This is a genomic window from Rhodoferax sp. OV413, assembly GCF_945881795.1.
In the GTDB taxonomy this organism is placed as follows: Bacteria; Pseudomonadota; Gammaproteobacteria; order Burkholderiales; family Burkholderiaceae_C; genus Allorhodoferax.
The window spans coordinates 1-16,294 of record NZ_CAMCVG010000010.1; the positions used below are offsets into that span (position 1 = coordinate 1).

Below are 16,294 nucleotides of genomic sequence, written 5' to 3' on the forward strand. Positions count from 1 at the left end.
CACCAAAACGGGGACAAAACGGGGACCGTCCCGGGACGTTTGGCGTCTATTTTGGGCAAAAAAAAACCCACCGGGTTAGGGTGGGTTTTGAGGCCCGCTTAGGGCTGAAACCCAGTATCCATGCGGGGGTCAAGGGGTTTGGCGGAAACGGAGGGATTCGAACCCTCGATAGGGCTCTACACCCTATACTCCCTTAGCAGGGGAGCACCTTCGGCCACTCGGTCACGTTTCCAGTCAGCCGGAATTATCTCACGACTCCGGCTGGATTTTTTCAAGCGGCGGGCTGGTCCAGATCAAAGGCTTTGTGCAGAGCGCGCACGGCGAGCTCCATGTATTTTTCATCAATCACCACCGAGGTCTTGATCTCGGAGGTAGAGATCATCTGGATGTTGATGCCCTCTTCGCTCAGCACGCGGAACATCTTGCTGGCCACGCCCACATGGCTGCGCATACCGATGCCGACGATGGAGACCTTGCAGATCTTGGTGTCGCCAACTACCTCTTGCGCGCCCAGGCTGGGCAACACTTTGTCTTTGAGCAAATCGACCGCACGGGCAAAGTCGCCGCGATTCACCGTGAAGCTGAAGTCGGTCTTGCCGTCTTTGCTGAGGTTTTGGATGATGACGTCCACCTCGATGTTGGCATCGGCCACCGCGCCCAGAATTTGGTAGGCAATGCCGGGCTTGTCAGGCACGCCCAGTACCGAAATTTTGGCTTCGTCGCGGTTGAATGCAATGCCGGAAACAATGGCTTGTTCCATGAGTTCGTCTTCCTCAAAAGTAATCAGGGTGCCGGATGCGGCTTCTTCGTTGATGTCGATGTCCCAGGGCGTGAAGCTGGAGAGCACGCGCAAGGGCACTTTGTATTTGCCGGCAAATTCCACCGAGCGGATTTGCAGCACCTTGGAGCCCATGGAGGCCATTTCCAGCATTTCTTCAAAGCTGACGCTGCGTAGGCGACGCGCCTCGGGCACGACGCGGGGGTCGGTGGTGTAGACGCCGTCGACATCGGTGTAAATCAGGCACTCCTGCGCCTTCATGGCAGCCGCAACGGCGACCGCTGACGTGTCTGAACCGCCACGGCCGAGGGTGGTGATGTTGCCCAGCTCGTCCATCCCCTGAAAACCAGTGACGATGACGACACGGCCGGCGGCAAGGTCGGCGCGCACTTTGACGTCATCAATCGACTCGATGCGGGCCTTGGTGTGGGCGCTGTTGGTGCGAATAGGGACCTGCCAGCCGGCGTAACTGACTGACTCCATGCCCTCGGACTGCAAGGCAATGGCCAGCAAGGCGCTGGACGCCTGTTCGCCGGTGGAGGCCAACATGTCGAGCTCGCGGCCGTAGGCATCGCCGGGCTTGTTGGGAGCGAGCTCTTTGGCAAGGCCCAGCAGCCGGTTGGTTTCGCCGCTCATGGCGGAGGGGACTACCACCATTTGGTGGCCGGCGCGCGCCCATTTGGCGACGCGCTTGGCGACATTGCGAATGCGTTCGGTAGAACCCATCGACGTGCCGCCGTACTTGTGAACGATCAAAGCCATTGTTGGTTTTATTTGGTTTTGTTTAATTTTATGGAGGAGATTTTTTTATTTTCTAAACTGTTTTCCAGAGGGAAAAGGCTCCGCATTGTACCAAGCCAACCCCGGCCCCCTGCGCTCTACACAGCCCTCACCAACCTTGATGGCAATGCGGTGTCCGCGGGTGCTGCAGGCCTCGATCTGGCTGCAAAGTTCCTGCATTTGTGCCGCGGACGGAATCACGCCGTGGTGCTTCTTGAGCCAGTGCCGCAACACATTGGCCCGCCGCTGGGGGCTCAGTGCGCGCAAAGGCTGGAGGAGCGGCAGCCCGGTGGCCGGTTGCGCAATCACCAGCCAATCGGCAGCGGCCAGCTCATCGAGCAGCGATTGCGCCTGCGCCGCATGGCGCGCGCTGCGGGCAAAGGTGTCGCGGAACTGCGGGAACACCGCTTCGAGCGCGGGCAGCAGCTTCGCGCGGATGTGGTTGCGGGTATACCGGGTGTCGGTGTTGCTGGGGTCTTCAACAAAGGGCTCTCCCTCGGCTGCCAGCCATTCGCGCAGCGCAGCGCCGCTCACCTGCAATAGAGGGCGGTGGTAATACATCTGGCCGCGCTGCCAGTGCGCCGCCATGCCGCTCAGGCCGGCCGTGCCCGCGCCACGGCTGAGCGCGAGCAGCAGGGTTTCGATCTGGTCGTCGGCGTGCTGGGCAATTGCTATCGATTGAATAGCAGCTCCCGCATATTCCACATGCGCTAGCGCCTCAAAAGCCTTATATCTGGCAATGCGGGCGGCGTCTTCCGGGCTTTGGCCTGGGCTGGCTTTGGCGTCCACCTGCGCCACCTGCAAAGGAATGCCCAGCCTCGCGCAGGTGGTGCGGCAATGCTCCTCAAACTCTGCGGCAGCGTGCTGCAAGCCGTGGTTCACGTGCAGTGCCACCACCTGCCCCGGCCACTTGCGGGCGCAGGCTAGCAACAGTGCGGTGGAATCGGCGCCGCCGCTGTAGGCCACGCCCAAAGGCAAAGCGGGCTCAAAGGCCCGCATTGCAAGTTCCAGCGACTGGGTCATGCCGCGCCGGGGGGCATTTACTTGACGGAGGCTTTGGTGTCGGTAAAGCGGCCGTAGCTTTGCAGGCGCTCGTAGCGTCGGTCGACCAGTTCTTTGGCTTTCAAGTCGCTCACCTGCCGGTAGGCATCAGCCAGCGCGCGCTTGAGGAAGGCTGCCGCCTGCTTGGGGTCGCGATGGGCGCCGCCCACGGGCTCGTTAACGATTTTGTCGACCAGCCCCAAGGCCTTGAGGCGGTGGGCGGTGATGCCGAGTGCGTCCGCCGCTTCCTGCGCCTTCTCGGAGGTCTTCCAGAGAATAGAGGCACAACCCTCCGGGCTGATGACGGAGTACACCGAGTACTGCAGCATGATGACCTGGTCAGCCACCGAAATGGCCAGCGCGCCGCCGGAGCCGCCTTCGCCGATGATGGTGGTGATGATGGGCACCTCAAGTTGCGCCATCTCGAAGATATTACGGCCGATGGCCTCGGACTGTCCGCGCTCTTCGGCATCGATGCCGGGGTATGCGCCGGGCGTGTCGACAAAGGTAAACACCGGCAGCTTGAACTTTTCGGCCAGCTTCATCAGCCGCAGGGCCTTGCGGTACCCCTCAGGCTTGCTCATGCCGAAGTTGCGCAGGCTCCGCTCCTTGGTGTCGCGCCCTTTTTGCTGCCCCAGCACCATGCAGGGCGTGCCCTGAAAGCGGGCCAGACCGCCGACGATGCTCAGGTCATCGGCAAAGTGGCGGTCGCCATGCAACTCCACAAAATGGGTGAAGATTTCCTGCACATAGTCCAGCGTGTAGGGACGCTCGGCATGGCGCGCAATTTTGGTGATCTGCCAGGGCGTCAGATCGCTGTAGATGTCTTTGGTGAGCTGCAGGCTCTTTTTGCTGAGCTGGTCGATTTCGGCGGAAATATCAACCGCGGACTCGTTTTGCACATAGCGCAACTCTTCAATCTTGCCTTCGAGTTCTGCGATGGGATGCTCGAAATCGAGGAATGTTTTCTTTGCCAACGTGATTCTCCTTAGTACTCGACGGGCAAGGGGTCGAGTGACCGCCAAATATACCAAGTCGCTACGCTGCAATAGGGGGCCCAGGCCACCGCCACCTCGCGCGCGTCGCTGCGACTCACCACCTCGCCGGAAAAATAATTGCGGCTGATTCCATTGATCAGTCCCACGTCGTCCAGCGGCAGCACATTGGGCCGCATGAGGTGAAAAATAAGAAACATCTCCGCCGTCCAGCGGCCGATGCCGCGGATGGCTACCAGCTCGGCGATGATGTCCTCATCGCCCATGGTTTCCCAGTTCTTGATGTGGAGCGTGCCCTTGTCGAAATGCAGCGCGAGGTCGACCAGATACTCCACCTTGCGCGCACTCAGACCGGCCGCACGCATGTCGTCAATCTTGAGCTTGAGAATGTCGTCGGGGGCCATCTTTTCAGGCAGCAGGGCGAAACGGTCCCAGACGGTCTGGGCCGCCTTGACCGAGATTTGCTGCCCCACGATGCTGCGCGCCAGCGTAACAAAGGCATCGCCCCGCGTCTGCAGGCAGGCGTCGCCAAACTGCGGAATCAGGCGCTTCATGACCCGGTCTTTTTTCATGAGGTGCCGGCAGGCATCCCCCCAAAAGCCCGGGGTGGTGAGCACGGGCGTCTGCGGTACGCTTGCAACAGCCATTACTGCGCCGCCTCCCAGGTGGTGCCGCCGGCAGAGTCCTTGAGCACAATGCCCTGCGCCAGCAAGTCTTTGCGGATGCTGTCGGCAAGCGCAAAGTTTTTGGCGGCCTTTGCAGCTGCGCGCTCCACAATGCGTTGCGCAATCGCAGCCTCGTCCAGTCCCGCGCCGGACTGCAGGAATTGTCGCGCATCGGACTGCAAAATTCCTAAGCAGCCACCCAGCGCCTTCAGCAGGGAGGCCGCCTCTACCGACTGGTTGCGGTTCACCTCGCCAGCCAGATCAAACAACACCGCAATCGCCTCCGGCGTGCCGAAGTCTTCGTCCATGGCCGCCTTAAAGCGGGCGGCGTAGGGGTTGGACCAATCCACCGGCGCGTCTTGCGGGCTGACTTCGCTCAGGGAGGTGTACAGGCGCTTGAGGGCCTGGCGGGCGTCGTCGAGGTGCGCGTCGCTGTAGTTCAGGGCGCTGCGGTAGTGGGCGCGAACAATAAAGAAGCGCACCGTCTCGGCGTCATACTGCTTCAGCACATCCCGGATGGTGAAAAAGTTGCCCAGCGACTTGCTCATCTTCTCGTTATCCACCCGCACAAAACCGTTGTGCATCCAGTAGTTCGCGAGGGCCTGGCCGTTAGCGCCTTCGCTTTGGGCGATTTCGTTTTCGTGGTGGGGGAACTGCAAGTCGGCGCCGCCGCCGTGAATGTCGAAGGTTTTGCCAAGCGTGGCGCAGCTCATGGCGGAGCATTCGATGTGCCAGCCGGGCCTTCCGGTGCCGAAATCGCTGGGCCACTGTGCCTCGGGCGGCTCGCCGAGCTTGGCCGACTTCCAGAGCACGAAGTCCAGGGGGTCTTCTTTGCCGTCAGCCACGGCGACCCGCTCGCCGGCGCGTAATTCGTCAAGCGACTTGCCGGAGAGCTTGCCGTAGCCCGCAAACTTGCGCACCGAATAATTGACATCGCCGTTACCGGCGCGGTAAGCCAATCCCTTGACTTCGAGCTCGCCAATCAGCCCGAGCATCTGCCGCACATAGTCGGTAGCGCGTGGCTCCAGCGTGGGGGGCTCGATGGCCAGAGCAGCCGTATCGGCGTGCATGGCAACAATCATCTCGTCGGTGAGCTGGCGAATGGTGATGCCGCGCTCTAGCGCGCGTTTGATGATTTTGTCGTCAATATCGGTGATGTTGCGCACATAAGTGACCCGTAGCCCACTGGCCTTGAACCAACGCTGAACCACATCAAACGCCATCATCATGCGGGCGTGACCGATATGGCAGAGGTCGTAAATGGTCATGCCGCACACATACATGCGCACATGGCCGGCTTCCATCGGGGTGAACGGCTGCAACGATCGCGAAAGCGTGTCGAAAATGCGCAAACTCATGACTCTCAAAGACAAAAAAGCGAGCCCACTGCATGAACGAAGGTCATTGAGGGGGCTCGCGATGGACACGGAACGACAGGCTGCATCGGGGTCGCACGCTCACCCCTCAGCTACAATCCAAAGCAGTATAAAGCCCTGCGCCGACGGCACTTTCCGCATCAGATTTCAAAGGCATTATGAAGCACGCCCCCTCCCAGATTTTTACGGCACTCCGTTGGATCACCCTGGCAACCACCCTCACTTTCGGCCTCGCACACGCAGACGACTATGCCGAAGTTGCCCAGATGGTGCGCAACGGAAAGACCTCGGAGGCCATGGCCAAAGTCGACCAATACCTGAGCGCCAAGCCACGCGATCCGCAGATGCGTTTTCTCAAAGGCGTCATCCAGCGCGATACCGGCAAAACCTCCGAAGCCATCAACACCTTCACCCGCCTGACCGAAGACTACCCCGAGCTTCCCGAGCCCTACAACAACCTCGCGGTGTTGTACGCCGGCCAAAACCAGTTCGAGAAGGCACGCACCGCGCTGGAAATGGCCATCCGCACCAACCCCAGCTACACCACCGCGCATGAAAACCTGGGCGATGTGTACGCCAAGCTGGCCAGTCAAGCCTATGGCAAGGCCTTGCAGCTCGACGCCAACAACCCCGCCGTGCCTCCCAAGCTTGCACTCATCCGCGAACTCTTCAATCCGGCGACCGGCAAAGGGCAACGCCCCTCCGCAGTGCCCGCCCTGCCAAGCGCGCCTGCCATGGGCGGCGTGAGCCCGCAAACTTTGCAGGCAGGCCCCGCCAAAGCGCCCCCTACCCTGCCTGAACCAGTGACCGGCAAAGCCCCGCCCACACTGAGCAACAACACAAAACCCAACTCCGGCACCAATGCCAACACCAATGCCGCTGCCGTCGCCGCTGCCAGCGTGACTCCTGCGGCGGCTACGCCTGCCCCCGCGGCGGCAACGCCACCGGCAGCATCGCCAGCGCCAGCACCGGCGGCGCCTAAATCTGCGGCTGCAGAGCCTGCTGCCGACGTGAGCAAGGACGTTGAGGCTGCTGTACGAAACTGGGCCAAGGCTTGGGCCGCGCGCGACGTGAAAGGCTACCTTGCCTACTATGGCAAGGACTTCGCCACGCCCGGCGGTACCAGCCGCGCAGCCTGGGAAGACGAGCGCCGCCTGCGCATCAGCAGCAAGTCCAAAATCAGCGTAGCAGTGCAAAACCTGACCGTTACTGTGAATGGCAACAAGGCCACCGCCAAGTTCCGCCAGGACTACAAGGCCAACGAACTGGCCGTATCCAGCCGCAAGGCCCTGGAACTGGTGAAGTCCGGAGACCGCTGGGTGATTGTTCGCGAATCTGTGGTGAACTGATTCTGTGCCGATCGCGCACCCGGTGTTGATAAACACCCTCCCCGCTATGCCCCACCTACCCCTAGCCCTCTTGCGCTGCTTATCCACGTTGGGCCGCTCACACCACTTGCCTCGCTTGGCCGAATTGCGCCGCATGGCCGCCTGGCTGGCTCTGGCATCCGTGTTGTGTTCGGCTGCCAGCCCGGGTTTCGCCAAGAACCACAACGCCAAGCCCGGCCGGGAACCACAAGAGACTGCGGCGCCGGATGTGGCGGCGGCATCACCATCGGAAAGCCCGGGACTGGCTGAAGCGCGGCTGATTGAGGTCTACCAGCTGATTGGTCAGGGGGAGACGCGCCAAGCCTTTGAGAAGGCCGAAAAGCTGGCCAAAGAATTGCCCAACTTCCAGCTCGCGCAGCTCGTCTATGGCGACCTGCTGGTGTCGCGCACCCGCCCGGTCAGCGCCTGGGGCGATGTGCCGCCCGACATGGCCAAGGTTGCCGGCAGCGCCCTCAAGGACTTGCGCGAAGAGTCGCAGAAGCGGGTCAAGGCGCTCAAGGAGCGTCCGGCACCGGGTACCCTGCCCACCCAATTCCTCCAGCTCTCGCCCACCGTGCGCCACGCCATTGCGGTGGATGCCTCGCGTTCGCGCCTGTATTTATTCGAGAACACTTCCGCCGGACTCGTGCTGAAGGCGGACTATTACATCTCGGTGGGCAAGGCCGGCATTGCCAAGGTGGTTGAGGGAGACCAGCGCACGCCGCTGGGGGTGTACTACATCACCAGCAACTTGGACCCCAAGTCCTTGAAAGATTTCTACGGCTCCGGCGCATTGCCTATCAGCTATCCCAATGTGCTTGACGCCAAGCGCGGAAAGACCGGCAGCGGCATCTGGCTGCACGGAACACCGCCTTACCAGTTTTCCCGCCCGCCCCAGGCGACGGATGGCTGCGTCGTCTTGGCCAACCCCGACCTCGTCCAGATCATCCGCACCGTCGCGGTGCGCGCCACACCGGTGGTGATTGCCCCGCAGCTACAGTGGGTGACGCCCACCCAGGCCACAGCCACCAGCCGCGGTTTTGAGGAAGCCCTGCTGGCCTGGCGCAATGCCAAAACCGGCGGCAACATGAGCCAAGTGTTGGGCTTTTACACCGCGGATTTCAATAGCAATGGCAAGACGCTTGCCCAGTGGACCACCGTCCTGCGCAACGAGATGGAAAAAACCAGAGGGCGCACCATCCAGCTCAAAGATGTGTCGTTCCTGCACTGGGTGGACAACGCGGAGACGATGGTGGCCACCTTTGGCGAGCTGGCCGAAGGGACCCGTGTCGGCACCACCAAGCGCCAGTACTGGACCCGAGAAAACGGGCAGTGGAAGATTTTTTACGAAGGAGTGCTGTGATGAATCAGTGGATGCGCAGGCTGATGCGCCCGGTGTGGGTGCTGGCAGCGGTGTCGCTCTCATGGGCGGCCCAGGCCAAAGACATTCCAAAGGTCGTGTTTCAGACCACCATGGGCAGCTTCACGATTGAGCTGTACCCCGAAAAAGCGCCCAAAACGGTGGAGAACTTCTTGCAATACGTCAAAGACAAGCACTACGACGGCACCATCTTTCACCGGGTGATAGGTAACTTTATGGTGCAGGGCGGAGGCTTCACGCCCAACTTGCAACAAAAGCCAACCCGCGCTCCGATTCCTCTGGAGGCCGGCAACGGGCTGAAAAACGACCGGGGCGCCATCGCCATGGCCCGCACCGGCAACCCCAACAGCGCCACGGCACAGTTCTTCGTCAATGTCGTGGACAACCCCAACCTCAACGCCCCGAGCCCCGACGGCTTTGGCTACGCTGTCTTCGGCAAAGTCACGCAGGGCATGGACACCATCGACAAAATCCGCAGCGCCCCGACCACCTCGTCAGGTCAGTACCAGAACGTTCCCCAAGCCCCCATCGTCATTAACTCCGCCACATTGGCGCCCTAAACCATGAGCAATCCCCAAGTAGAACTCCACATCACCGGCTACGGTGTCATCACCCTCGAGCTGGACCAGGAGAAAGCGCCCAAGTCCACCGCTAACTTCCTGTCCTATGTGAACAAGGGCCACTACAACAACACCATCTTCCACCGCGTGATTCCCGGCTTCATGGTCCAGGGCGGCGGTATGGAACCCGGCATGGCTCAGAAGCCCACTGACGACCCGATTGACAACGAAGCCAACAACGGCCTGACGAACACCCTGTACACCGTTGCCATGGCCCGCACCGGCGACCCGCACTCTGCGACAGCGCAGTTCTTCATCAACGTGTCCGACAACGGTTTCTTGAACCACACCGCCCCCAGCATGCAGGGCTGGGGCTATGCGGTTTTCGGCAAAGTCGTGGCCGGCACCGACGTGGTGGACAAGATCAAGACAGTAAAGACGGGCCGCAAGGGCTTCCATGACGACGTCCCCAAAGAAGACGTCATCATCGAAAAAGCTGTCGCGCTGTAAGAGGTACCTCCCCAGTGGATCTGCATGCACCAGACCACTGGCGGACGGTGGATTTCATCTCGGATCTCCACCTCCACCCCGCCGAGCCCGGAACCTATGCGGCCTGGCAGCGTTACATGCAAACCACTGCGGCCGACGCCCTCTTTATATTGGGCGACCTGTTTGAAGTCTGGGTGGGTGACGACGTACTAGAGAGCGCTAGCGCGGGGGAACCTGGCTTTGAGGCCGGCTGCGTTGGCCTGATGCGCCAGACTGCGCAGCGACTGCCGGTTTTTCTGATGCGGGGCAACCGTGATTTTTTGCTGGGCGAGGCCCTGGCGGCCAGCGCCGGGGTGCGGCTCCTGGAAGACCCCTGCACCCTGCACTTTCATTCAGAGCGCATCGTGCTCACCCACGGGGACGCGCTGTGCCTGGACGACACCGAATACCAAAATTTCCGTGCGGTAGTGCGCTCACCTCAGTGGCAATCTGACTTTCTAGCAAAACCACTGGCCGAGCGGCAGGCCATTGCAATGGACCTGCGCCAACGCAGCGAGGCCAATAAAGCAGCTCACGCGTCGTATGCCGATGTGGACACCGACGCCGCCGCGCACTGGTTGCGCAATGCTGGCGCCCGCACCATGGTCCACGGCCACACCCACCAGCCAGCCCGGCACCCCCTGCCCGATGGCGGGGACCGCTGGGTGTTGAGCGACTGGCACATCCATGGCCCGCACGCCCGAGCCGAAGTGCTGCGCTTGAGCGCGCCACAAACAGCCCCAGACGCAGAGCAGCCCCAATTCGTCCGCATTCCTGCGGCTTTGCGCTAAGAACGCTTGAGCAGAACCTTCAGCACGGTTTGCAGACGCCGCGCCGCCGCCGCGTCAAACTCCGCTGACAGCACCTTAGCGGCATCGTCGACCCAGGTTTGGGCTGGGGCGGGGTCATTGCGGCGGGTAAGCAGCTGCAATTGCAGGCCCCTGCGGGCATCGAGGTGCTCAGCCGGCGTGGGTACTTCAGCGGCCATCTCCAGGCGCAACAGGTGCTGTGCGGCAGCGTCAGCTTTGAGCGAGGGTGCGGCTGACACAGCTTTGGACCACCCGGTGCGGGCCTGCGCTGCGGCGCGGCCGCCGAGCTCCTGGGCTGAAGGAATAAGTGCGGCGTCGCGCTTTTCCCACGCGGTGAGCAAATGCACCAAGGCCTCGCCATGCGCCTGGGCCGCCAATTTCTTGAGGGCCAGCTGGGCGTTGTCAAAGGCATCGCGCTGAGCGCGGAAGGCGGTATCTCCCAAACGGGGAGCGTTCGACGGGGCCGGACGGCTGCCGTCGCCACGGTTATCTCGGCTATCGCTACGCCCATCGCGCCCGCCGCGGCCTGCGTCTTTGCGATCGCCCCACTTGCCCGCACGCGGATCGGCGGGGGCGTCTTTTTTCATACCGGGCCGGTCATCCCCGCGCACGGCGATTACTGGTTTGGCGGCCGGCTTGGGCGGCACGACCACCGCGGGCTCAGCAACAGGCTCTGCCACGGATTCAGAGGCAGATTCAGCGGCAGATTCAGAAGTAGGTTCAGAAGCGGGTTCAGGGGCGGGCTCTGAAGTTGCCGCAGCTGCAGCTCCGGACTCCGCCTCCCCGGACGCCGCCTGACTTGCTATGGTTTCAGGAGCTGCTTGCGCAATGTTCACGGGCGCTTCGGGCGGTTTTTGATCCAAATTCAGGGCCTGGGCTGACTGAGCAGCTTGCTCGCCGGCTCCGGCCGCGGCCACCTCGGCCTGCGCCTGGGCCTGGCCATGCAGGGCTGCTTCCAGTGCAGCCATGGCGCTGCGAATCGCGGTGGCGTCCCCGGACGCGTTGGCCGCTTCCAGCGCCCGGGCGGCGTCAATCACCATCCGGTCACGTGCGCCAAGCGCAGCTTCGGCTTTTTCGCGCTCAGCGCTCTTGCGGTTGAAGGCTTCGTCAATCGGTTTACGGAAGGCGTCCCACAGCTTCTGCTCCTGCCGGCGGTCCACCGGGATGGCGTGTGCCTGTGCCTGCCAGCGCTGTTGCAAGGCCTTGACCGCGTCAATACGCAGCATCGGCATGGCACCGAGCTGCTTGGCCTCTTCAATCATGGCGTGGCGCGCGGCAAGGCTTTGGGCCTGCACGGCCTCCAGGGGGGCACAAGCCTCCGCAAAAGCGGCCTTCCACTGCGGCTGCAGCTCGGCAAACATCTTCTCGCCCACATGGCCGGCCTCGCGCCAACGTTCAGAGAACTGATGCAGGATGCGGTTGAAGCCCTTCCAGTCGTCGTCAAGCGCGCTGCGGTTGGCTGCGGCCCAGACTTTAAGTTCGTCCAGCAGCGCCAGGCGCTGGGCGCGGTGCTCGGCGGCCTCGGCCTTGACTTTTTCGAGCCACCCCTCAACGACCTTGTAGGCTTCATTGCAGGCCTCGTCGAAGCGCTTCCACAAGGCGTGGTTGGGTGCGCCGCCCTGGTCGGTTTGTTTCCATTGATCGCGCAGGGTGCGCAGGGTTTCCTGCATCTTGCGCCCGCCCATGGCCTGCCCCTCGGGCCGGTTGAGCAGGCCCTCCGCCTTGGCAACCAGTTCTTCACGAATCTGGTCGGCGCGCCAGCGCTGCCAGCCTTCGAGCTCGCCGGCCGCCGCCAGTGCGGCATGGGCCTGGTTTTCGAGCTTGGCGTCAATCAGTTTGCCGAATTCCTTGAGGGCGTTGCGTAGCGCGGCAGCGGCACCGGCGCTCGCCTTGCCGTGGCCTTCACCAACTTCCTGCTCCACGATCGCAAGCGCCGCTTTCACCGACTCCTGGGCTTGCGCGCGCAGCTCGGGGTCGACCTTGGGCTTGGCAGCCTTGGGGGCGGGCTCCGGCGGAATTCCGCGGGCGAGCCGGACTTCGTCCGCCCACACCGGAACCGGGGGGAGCGGTGCCGCAGCGTCTTGTGATGCGGCAACGGCCAGGCCAAGCGCTCCCTGGAAAGCTTCCCACACCACCAGCAGTTGGCCCTTGGACGCATCCAACAGCGCGGGAAACCGCACATCCACGCTCACCCAATTGCGACTGGACTCCAGCGCCAGGGCCTGCGACTGCCAGTGCGCCACATCGGTTCGCAGCGCGTCCAAGGCGATTTGGGCATCGGCCAGTGGTTTGGTGGACAAGACTTCAATGCGCTGGGCCAGCAGCACGGCTGCCTCACGCTGCACCTGCACCTGGTGCTGCAGGTCTTCAATGCCGCGCACCCGCTCGGACAACTGGGTCTTGAGCGCAAGCAGCGGCTCCTTGCTCAGGGGCGCGCCGGCCTTGGCGGCGTCCCGCTGCCAGGCCAGCGCATCAGCGATGTTCAGCTTAGGCAGGTCAATCAGCGTCTGGGCCTTGGCGGCCCACTCCGCGCTCAGCGCCTCTTGCCCCTTCGCGCGGCGGGCTTCGTCCAGTTTCTCCCGCACGAGCTTAGCAGCACCCTTGTCTTTCACGCTGAGTTCCTTGAACACTTCGGCCAGCTGTTCAGCGTCCGGCAGGGTCTGGAGCCAATCGCGGATGCGGGAGGCCCGCTCCCCGGCCGTGGCGGCGGTAAAAGCACCGCCGGTCAGGCGGTCCAGGGTGGCGATATCGGATGTTTTGGCAGTTGGGTGGGACGTCACAGCGGGCTCGGAAGGTAAAGGGGCTGAAATCAGCGACCGCGTATTTTCGCTGTGAAAACAGCGCCCTCCCTAGGTTTTTACCCGTGCGGGCCCGAACGGACGCCCGAAAGTCAAAAACAAACCGCTGATTCGGGGCTATTTGAATTTTCTTAGCACCCTCAACATGCCCCCTCAGGCGCCACTTCCAGAGGGAAAAATCCCAAAAACCCCAACTGTCAAGCATATAGAAAACTGTTTATATGGTTGACTAGGCATATGAGCGTTTTTAAAATTGCCTTCATGCCATCCCGAACCAGGATGTTTTGCCCCGCTGCCGAAACCGGCATTTTCAAATCGCTGCACATGTCGAACCGACGCCGCAGGATATTGATAGCGACCCCACCCCAACGAGGCGACTTCTCTGCCAATGCCCCGCGCAGCCGGGCAGGCAGGGCCCCCGTTTAAGAAGGAGAAGCTCTTGACAGCGACTACCCCCCTGACCCAGGTCCTTCGCGACATCGCGAAACACACGGCCCGCGGTTTTATGCAACTCACGCACAACAGCTTTACCCTGCTGGGCCTGGCTGTGGTGTTCACCCTGATCACCCTGGCAGTGCGCCCCGAAATCCGCCAGGAAGGCGAAGTCCTGCTCATGGGCTGGCTCAAATACCGTCAGGCCCAGATTTCCGGCCTGGTCGGCGAGCCCGAAGCGGTAGACCGCGCTACCGCTGCCAACCCGCAAGCGCTGCCCCGGCAACAAGCTGCGGTAGCTTTGTGGCTGAGCAAGAAATACAGCGTGGCCCCCGAGCCGCTGAGCGCGCTGGTTGCTGAGGCTTACGAGACCGGCAAGACGACCAAGCTCGACCCCTTGCTCATTCTGGCGGTGATGGCAATCGAGTCCGGCTTCAACCCTTTTGCGCAAAGCCACATGGGCGCGCAGGGACTGATGCAGGTGATGACCAAGGTGCATTACGACAAGTACGAGGACTTCGGCGGCAAGCTCGCGGCGTTTGATCCGGTGTCCAACCTGCGGGTAGGGGCCAAAGTGCTTCGGGAATGTATCAACCGCGGTGGTTCCATTGAAGGCGGACTCAAGCTCTATGTGGGAGCCACCAATATGGAAGCGGACGGAGGCTATACGGCCAAGGTGTTGGCCGAATATGCCCGCCTGGAAAGTGTTGCCGCCGGCAAATCGGTACCGATGCGCGCCGCCCCGGTCCCCGCGCCGGAAGTGACTCCAGCGGTGGAGAAGGTGGCTAGCCTCCCCAGCCCTTACTGAGACCAGCCGGCAAACTCACCGGCGAACAAGGCGGCTCGGTTAAACTCCGTCCCGCACGCAACTGGCGATAGGCAGCGGCCCCGACAGGCGCCGTTTGCTGACGTGGGACACCACTGGGAAGCGTGCCGCAGCACCCGAGCGTGCCTGCGATCAGCCGTTCGCCTGGGCAGCCCTGTTGTCACCCATGACCTACAGGCCCGAACTCCTTGAAGGACTGCCATGTACGACCGCAACATTCTTGTTGAACAAACCGACCCCGAGCTCTGGAACGCCATCCTGGCCGAGAACGCCCGCCAGGAGCACCACATTGAGCTGATTGCCAGCGAAAACTACGCATCCCCCGCCGTGATGGCCGCCCAGGGCAGTCAACTTACCAACAAATATGCCGAGGGCTACCCCGGGCGCCGCTACTACGGCGGCTGCGAACATGTGGACGTGGCCGAGCAGTTGGCCATTGACCGGGCAAAGCAAATCTTTAGTGCGGACGCTGCCAACGTCCAACCGCATTGCGGCGCGTCTGCCAATGAGGCGGTGTTCCTGGCCTTCCTGAAGCCCGGCGACACCATCATGGGCATGAGTCTGGCCGAAGGCGGGCACCTGACCCATGGCATGCCCCTGAACATCAGCGGCAAGTGGTTCAACGTGGTGTCGTACGGGCTGGACGCCAACGAAGCCATTGACTATGACGCCATGGAACGCAAGGCCCACGAAACCAAGCCCAAACTCATCATCGCCGGCGCTAGTGCGTATTCGCTGGCCATTGATTTTGAACGCTTCTCCAAAGTCGCCAAAGACGTTGGTGCGATTTTCCTGGTGGACATGGCCCACTACGCAGGCTTGATTGCGGCAGGCGTGTACCCCAACCCCGTGCCCTACGCCGACGTGGTGACCTCCACCACCCACAAGAGCCTGCGCGGCCCGCGCGGCGGCATTATTCTGATGAAGGCTGAGTATGAGAAAGCCATCAACAGCGCCATCTTCCCCGGCCTGCAAGGCGGCCCGCTGATGCACGTGATTGCAGCGAAGGCCGTGGCATTCAAGGAAGCCCTGACACCGGAATTCAAGACCTACCAGCAGCAGGTGGTGCGCAATGCCAAGATCGTGGCCGAGACGCTGACCACGCGCGGCCTGCGCATCGTGAGCGGCGGCACCGAGAGCCATGTGATGCTGGTGGACCTGCGCTCCAAGGGAATTACCGGCAAAGAAGCCGAAGCCGTGCTGGGTGCCGCCCACATGACAATCAACAAAAACGCCATCCCGAATGACCCTGAAAAACCGATGGTGACCAGCGGCATCCGGGTGGGCACGCCCGCCATGACCACCCGCGGCTTCAAGGACGAGGAGGCCCGCGCCACCGCCCACCTGATTGCTGACGTGCTGGACAACCCGCGCGACGAGGCGAACATTGCCGCAGTGCGGGCCAGGGTGCATGCCCTGACCTCGCGCTTCCCGGTGTACAAGTAAACGCGCTGCCAGCCCCCGATGAAGTGCCCCTTCTGCAGCCACTCCGAAACCCAGGTGGTGGAGACGCGGATTTCGGAAGACGGGGACTTCATCCGCCGCAGGCGCCAGTGTGGCTCCTGCGACAAGCGCTTTACCACCTACGAGCGGCCGGATGTGAATTTTCCGGCCATCGTCAAAAAAGACGGACGCCGCATCGAGTTTGAGCGCGGCAAGCTGCTCGCCTCGATGAACCTGGCCCTGCGCAAACGGCCGGTCAGTACCGAGCAAATAGACGGCGCCATCGAGCGCATCGAAGAAAAGCTCCTGAATCTGGGCCTGCGCGAAGTCCAGAGCACCCGCATCGGCGAACTGGTGATGCGCGAACTCAAAAAGCTCGACAAGGTCGCCTACGTGCGTTTTGCCAGCGTGTACCGCAGCTTTGAAGACATTGATGAATTCAAAACGCTGGTGGATGAGGTGAGTAAGTAGCATAGGCTGGGGCAAACTGCCGCTTGTCCGGGCCTTGCGCCCTG

At 62.2% G+C, this 16,294-nt stretch carries 14 protein-coding genes, 1 tRNA gene and 1 riboswitch; of the genes, 8 read left to right on the top strand and 7 right to left on the bottom strand.

The window, feature by feature from the left end:
- Positions 1-139 precede the first annotated feature (139 nt).
- From Q0O05_RS02440 to cysS, 6 genes are all read right to left on the bottom strand, one after another.
- Positions 140-232 (bottom strand) — tRNA-Ser (locus Q0O05_RS02440).
- A 39-nt stretch (positions 233-271) separates the two neighbouring features.
- Positions 272-1,540 (bottom strand): aspartate kinase, encoded by a 1,269-nt coding sequence (locus Q0O05_RS02445; protein WP_293660303.1) that lies wholly within the window; start codon positions 1,538-1,540, stop codon positions 272-274.
- Between the two features lie 45 nt (positions 1,541-1,585).
- Complete coding sequence (gene tilS / locus Q0O05_RS02450; protein ID WP_293660304.1) at positions 1,586-2,581, bottom strand: tRNA lysidine(34) synthetase TilS; 996 nt, start codon at positions 2,579-2,581, stop codon at positions 1,586-1,588.
- A 17-nt stretch (positions 2,582-2,598) separates the two neighbouring features.
- The gene (locus tag Q0O05_RS02455; RefSeq protein WP_293660305.1) at positions 2,599-3,576 is read right to left on the bottom strand and encodes an acetyl-CoA carboxylase carboxyltransferase subunit alpha; all 978 of its coding nucleotides are present in this window, start codon (positions 3,574-3,576) and stop codon (positions 2,599-2,601) included.
- An 11-nt stretch (positions 3,577-3,587) separates the two neighbouring features.
- A complete protein-coding gene (locus tag Q0O05_RS02460; protein ID WP_293660306.1) occupies positions 3,588-4,241 on the bottom strand; it encodes a DNA-3-methyladenine glycosylase 2 family protein in 654 nt (217 codons plus the stop codon).
- The gene (gene cysS / locus Q0O05_RS02465) at positions 4,241-5,617 is read right to left on the bottom strand and encodes a cysteine--tRNA ligase (RefSeq protein ID WP_293660307.1); all 1,377 of its coding nucleotides are present in this window, start codon (positions 5,615-5,617) and stop codon (positions 4,241-4,243) included. Before cysS ends, Q0O05_RS02460 begins: the two co-directional genes overlap by 1 nt.
- A 176-nt stretch (positions 5,618-5,793) precedes the next feature.
- Between cysS and Q0O05_RS02470 the strand changes: the two genes are divergently transcribed.
- The 5 genes from Q0O05_RS02470 to Q0O05_RS02490 all read left to right on the top strand — a co-directional run bounded on the left by Q0O05_RS02470 (position 5,794) and on the right by Q0O05_RS02490 (position 10,262).
- On the top strand, positions 5,794-6,984 hold the full coding sequence (locus tag Q0O05_RS02470) for a tetratricopeptide repeat protein (RefSeq protein WP_293660308.1): 1,191 nt from the start codon (positions 5,794-5,796) through the stop codon (positions 6,982-6,984).
- A 115-nt stretch (positions 6,985-7,099) separates the two neighbouring features.
- Positions 7,100-8,365, top strand: coding sequence for a L,D-transpeptidase (locus tag Q0O05_RS02475; RefSeq protein WP_293660309.1), 1,266 nt, complete (start codon positions 7,100-7,102; stop codon positions 8,363-8,365).
- Complete coding sequence (locus tag Q0O05_RS02480) at positions 8,365-8,943, top strand: peptidylprolyl isomerase (protein ID WP_293660310.1); 579 nt, start codon at positions 8,365-8,367, stop codon at positions 8,941-8,943. Before Q0O05_RS02475 ends, Q0O05_RS02480 begins: the two co-directional genes overlap by 1 nt.
- A gap of 3 nt (positions 8,944-8,946) precedes the next feature.
- Positions 8,947-9,453, top strand: a complete 507-nt coding sequence (locus Q0O05_RS02485; RefSeq protein ID WP_293660311.1) for a peptidylprolyl isomerase — start codon at positions 8,947-8,949, stop codon at positions 9,451-9,453.
- Between the two features lie 47 nt (positions 9,454-9,500).
- Positions 9,501-10,262 carry a UDP-2,3-diacylglucosamine diphosphatase gene (locus tag Q0O05_RS02490; RefSeq protein ID WP_293660312.1) on the top strand — a complete coding sequence of 254 codons (762 nt, stop codon included), beginning with the start codon at positions 9,501-9,503 and terminating at the stop codon, positions 10,260-10,262.
- On the opposite strand, the gene Q0O05_RS02495 is transcribed toward Q0O05_RS02490, so the two are convergent.
- On the bottom strand, positions 10,259-13,060 hold the full coding sequence (locus Q0O05_RS02495; RefSeq protein WP_293660313.1) for a DUF349 domain-containing protein: 2,802 nt from the start codon (positions 13,058-13,060) through the stop codon (positions 10,259-10,261). The two genes, Q0O05_RS02490 and Q0O05_RS02495, sit on opposite strands and share 4 nt — an antisense overlap.
- Before the next feature lie 523 nt (positions 13,061-13,583).
- Here Q0O05_RS02495 and Q0O05_RS02500 point away from each other — a divergent pair.
- The 3 genes from Q0O05_RS02500 (at position 13,584) to nrdR (ending at position 16,250) form a co-directional block, all read left to right on the top strand.
- Complete coding sequence (locus Q0O05_RS02500; protein ID WP_293660342.1) at positions 13,584-14,318, top strand: lytic transglycosylase domain-containing protein; 735 nt, start codon at positions 13,584-13,586, stop codon at positions 14,316-14,318.
- A gap of 47 nt (positions 14,319-14,365) precedes the next feature.
- A riboswitch (ZMP/ZTP riboswitch) is annotated at positions 14,366-14,493 on the top strand.
- Positions 14,494-14,537: 44 nt separating this feature from the next.
- A complete protein-coding gene (gene glyA / locus Q0O05_RS02505; protein WP_293660314.1) occupies positions 14,538-15,782 on the top strand; it encodes a serine hydroxymethyltransferase in 1,245 nt (414 codons plus the stop codon).
- Positions 15,783-15,800: 18 nt separating this feature from the next.
- Complete coding sequence (gene nrdR, locus Q0O05_RS02510) at positions 15,801-16,250, top strand: transcriptional regulator NrdR (protein ID WP_293660315.1); 450 nt, start codon at positions 15,801-15,803, stop codon at positions 16,248-16,250.
- Positions 16,251-16,294 lie beyond the last annotated feature (44 nt).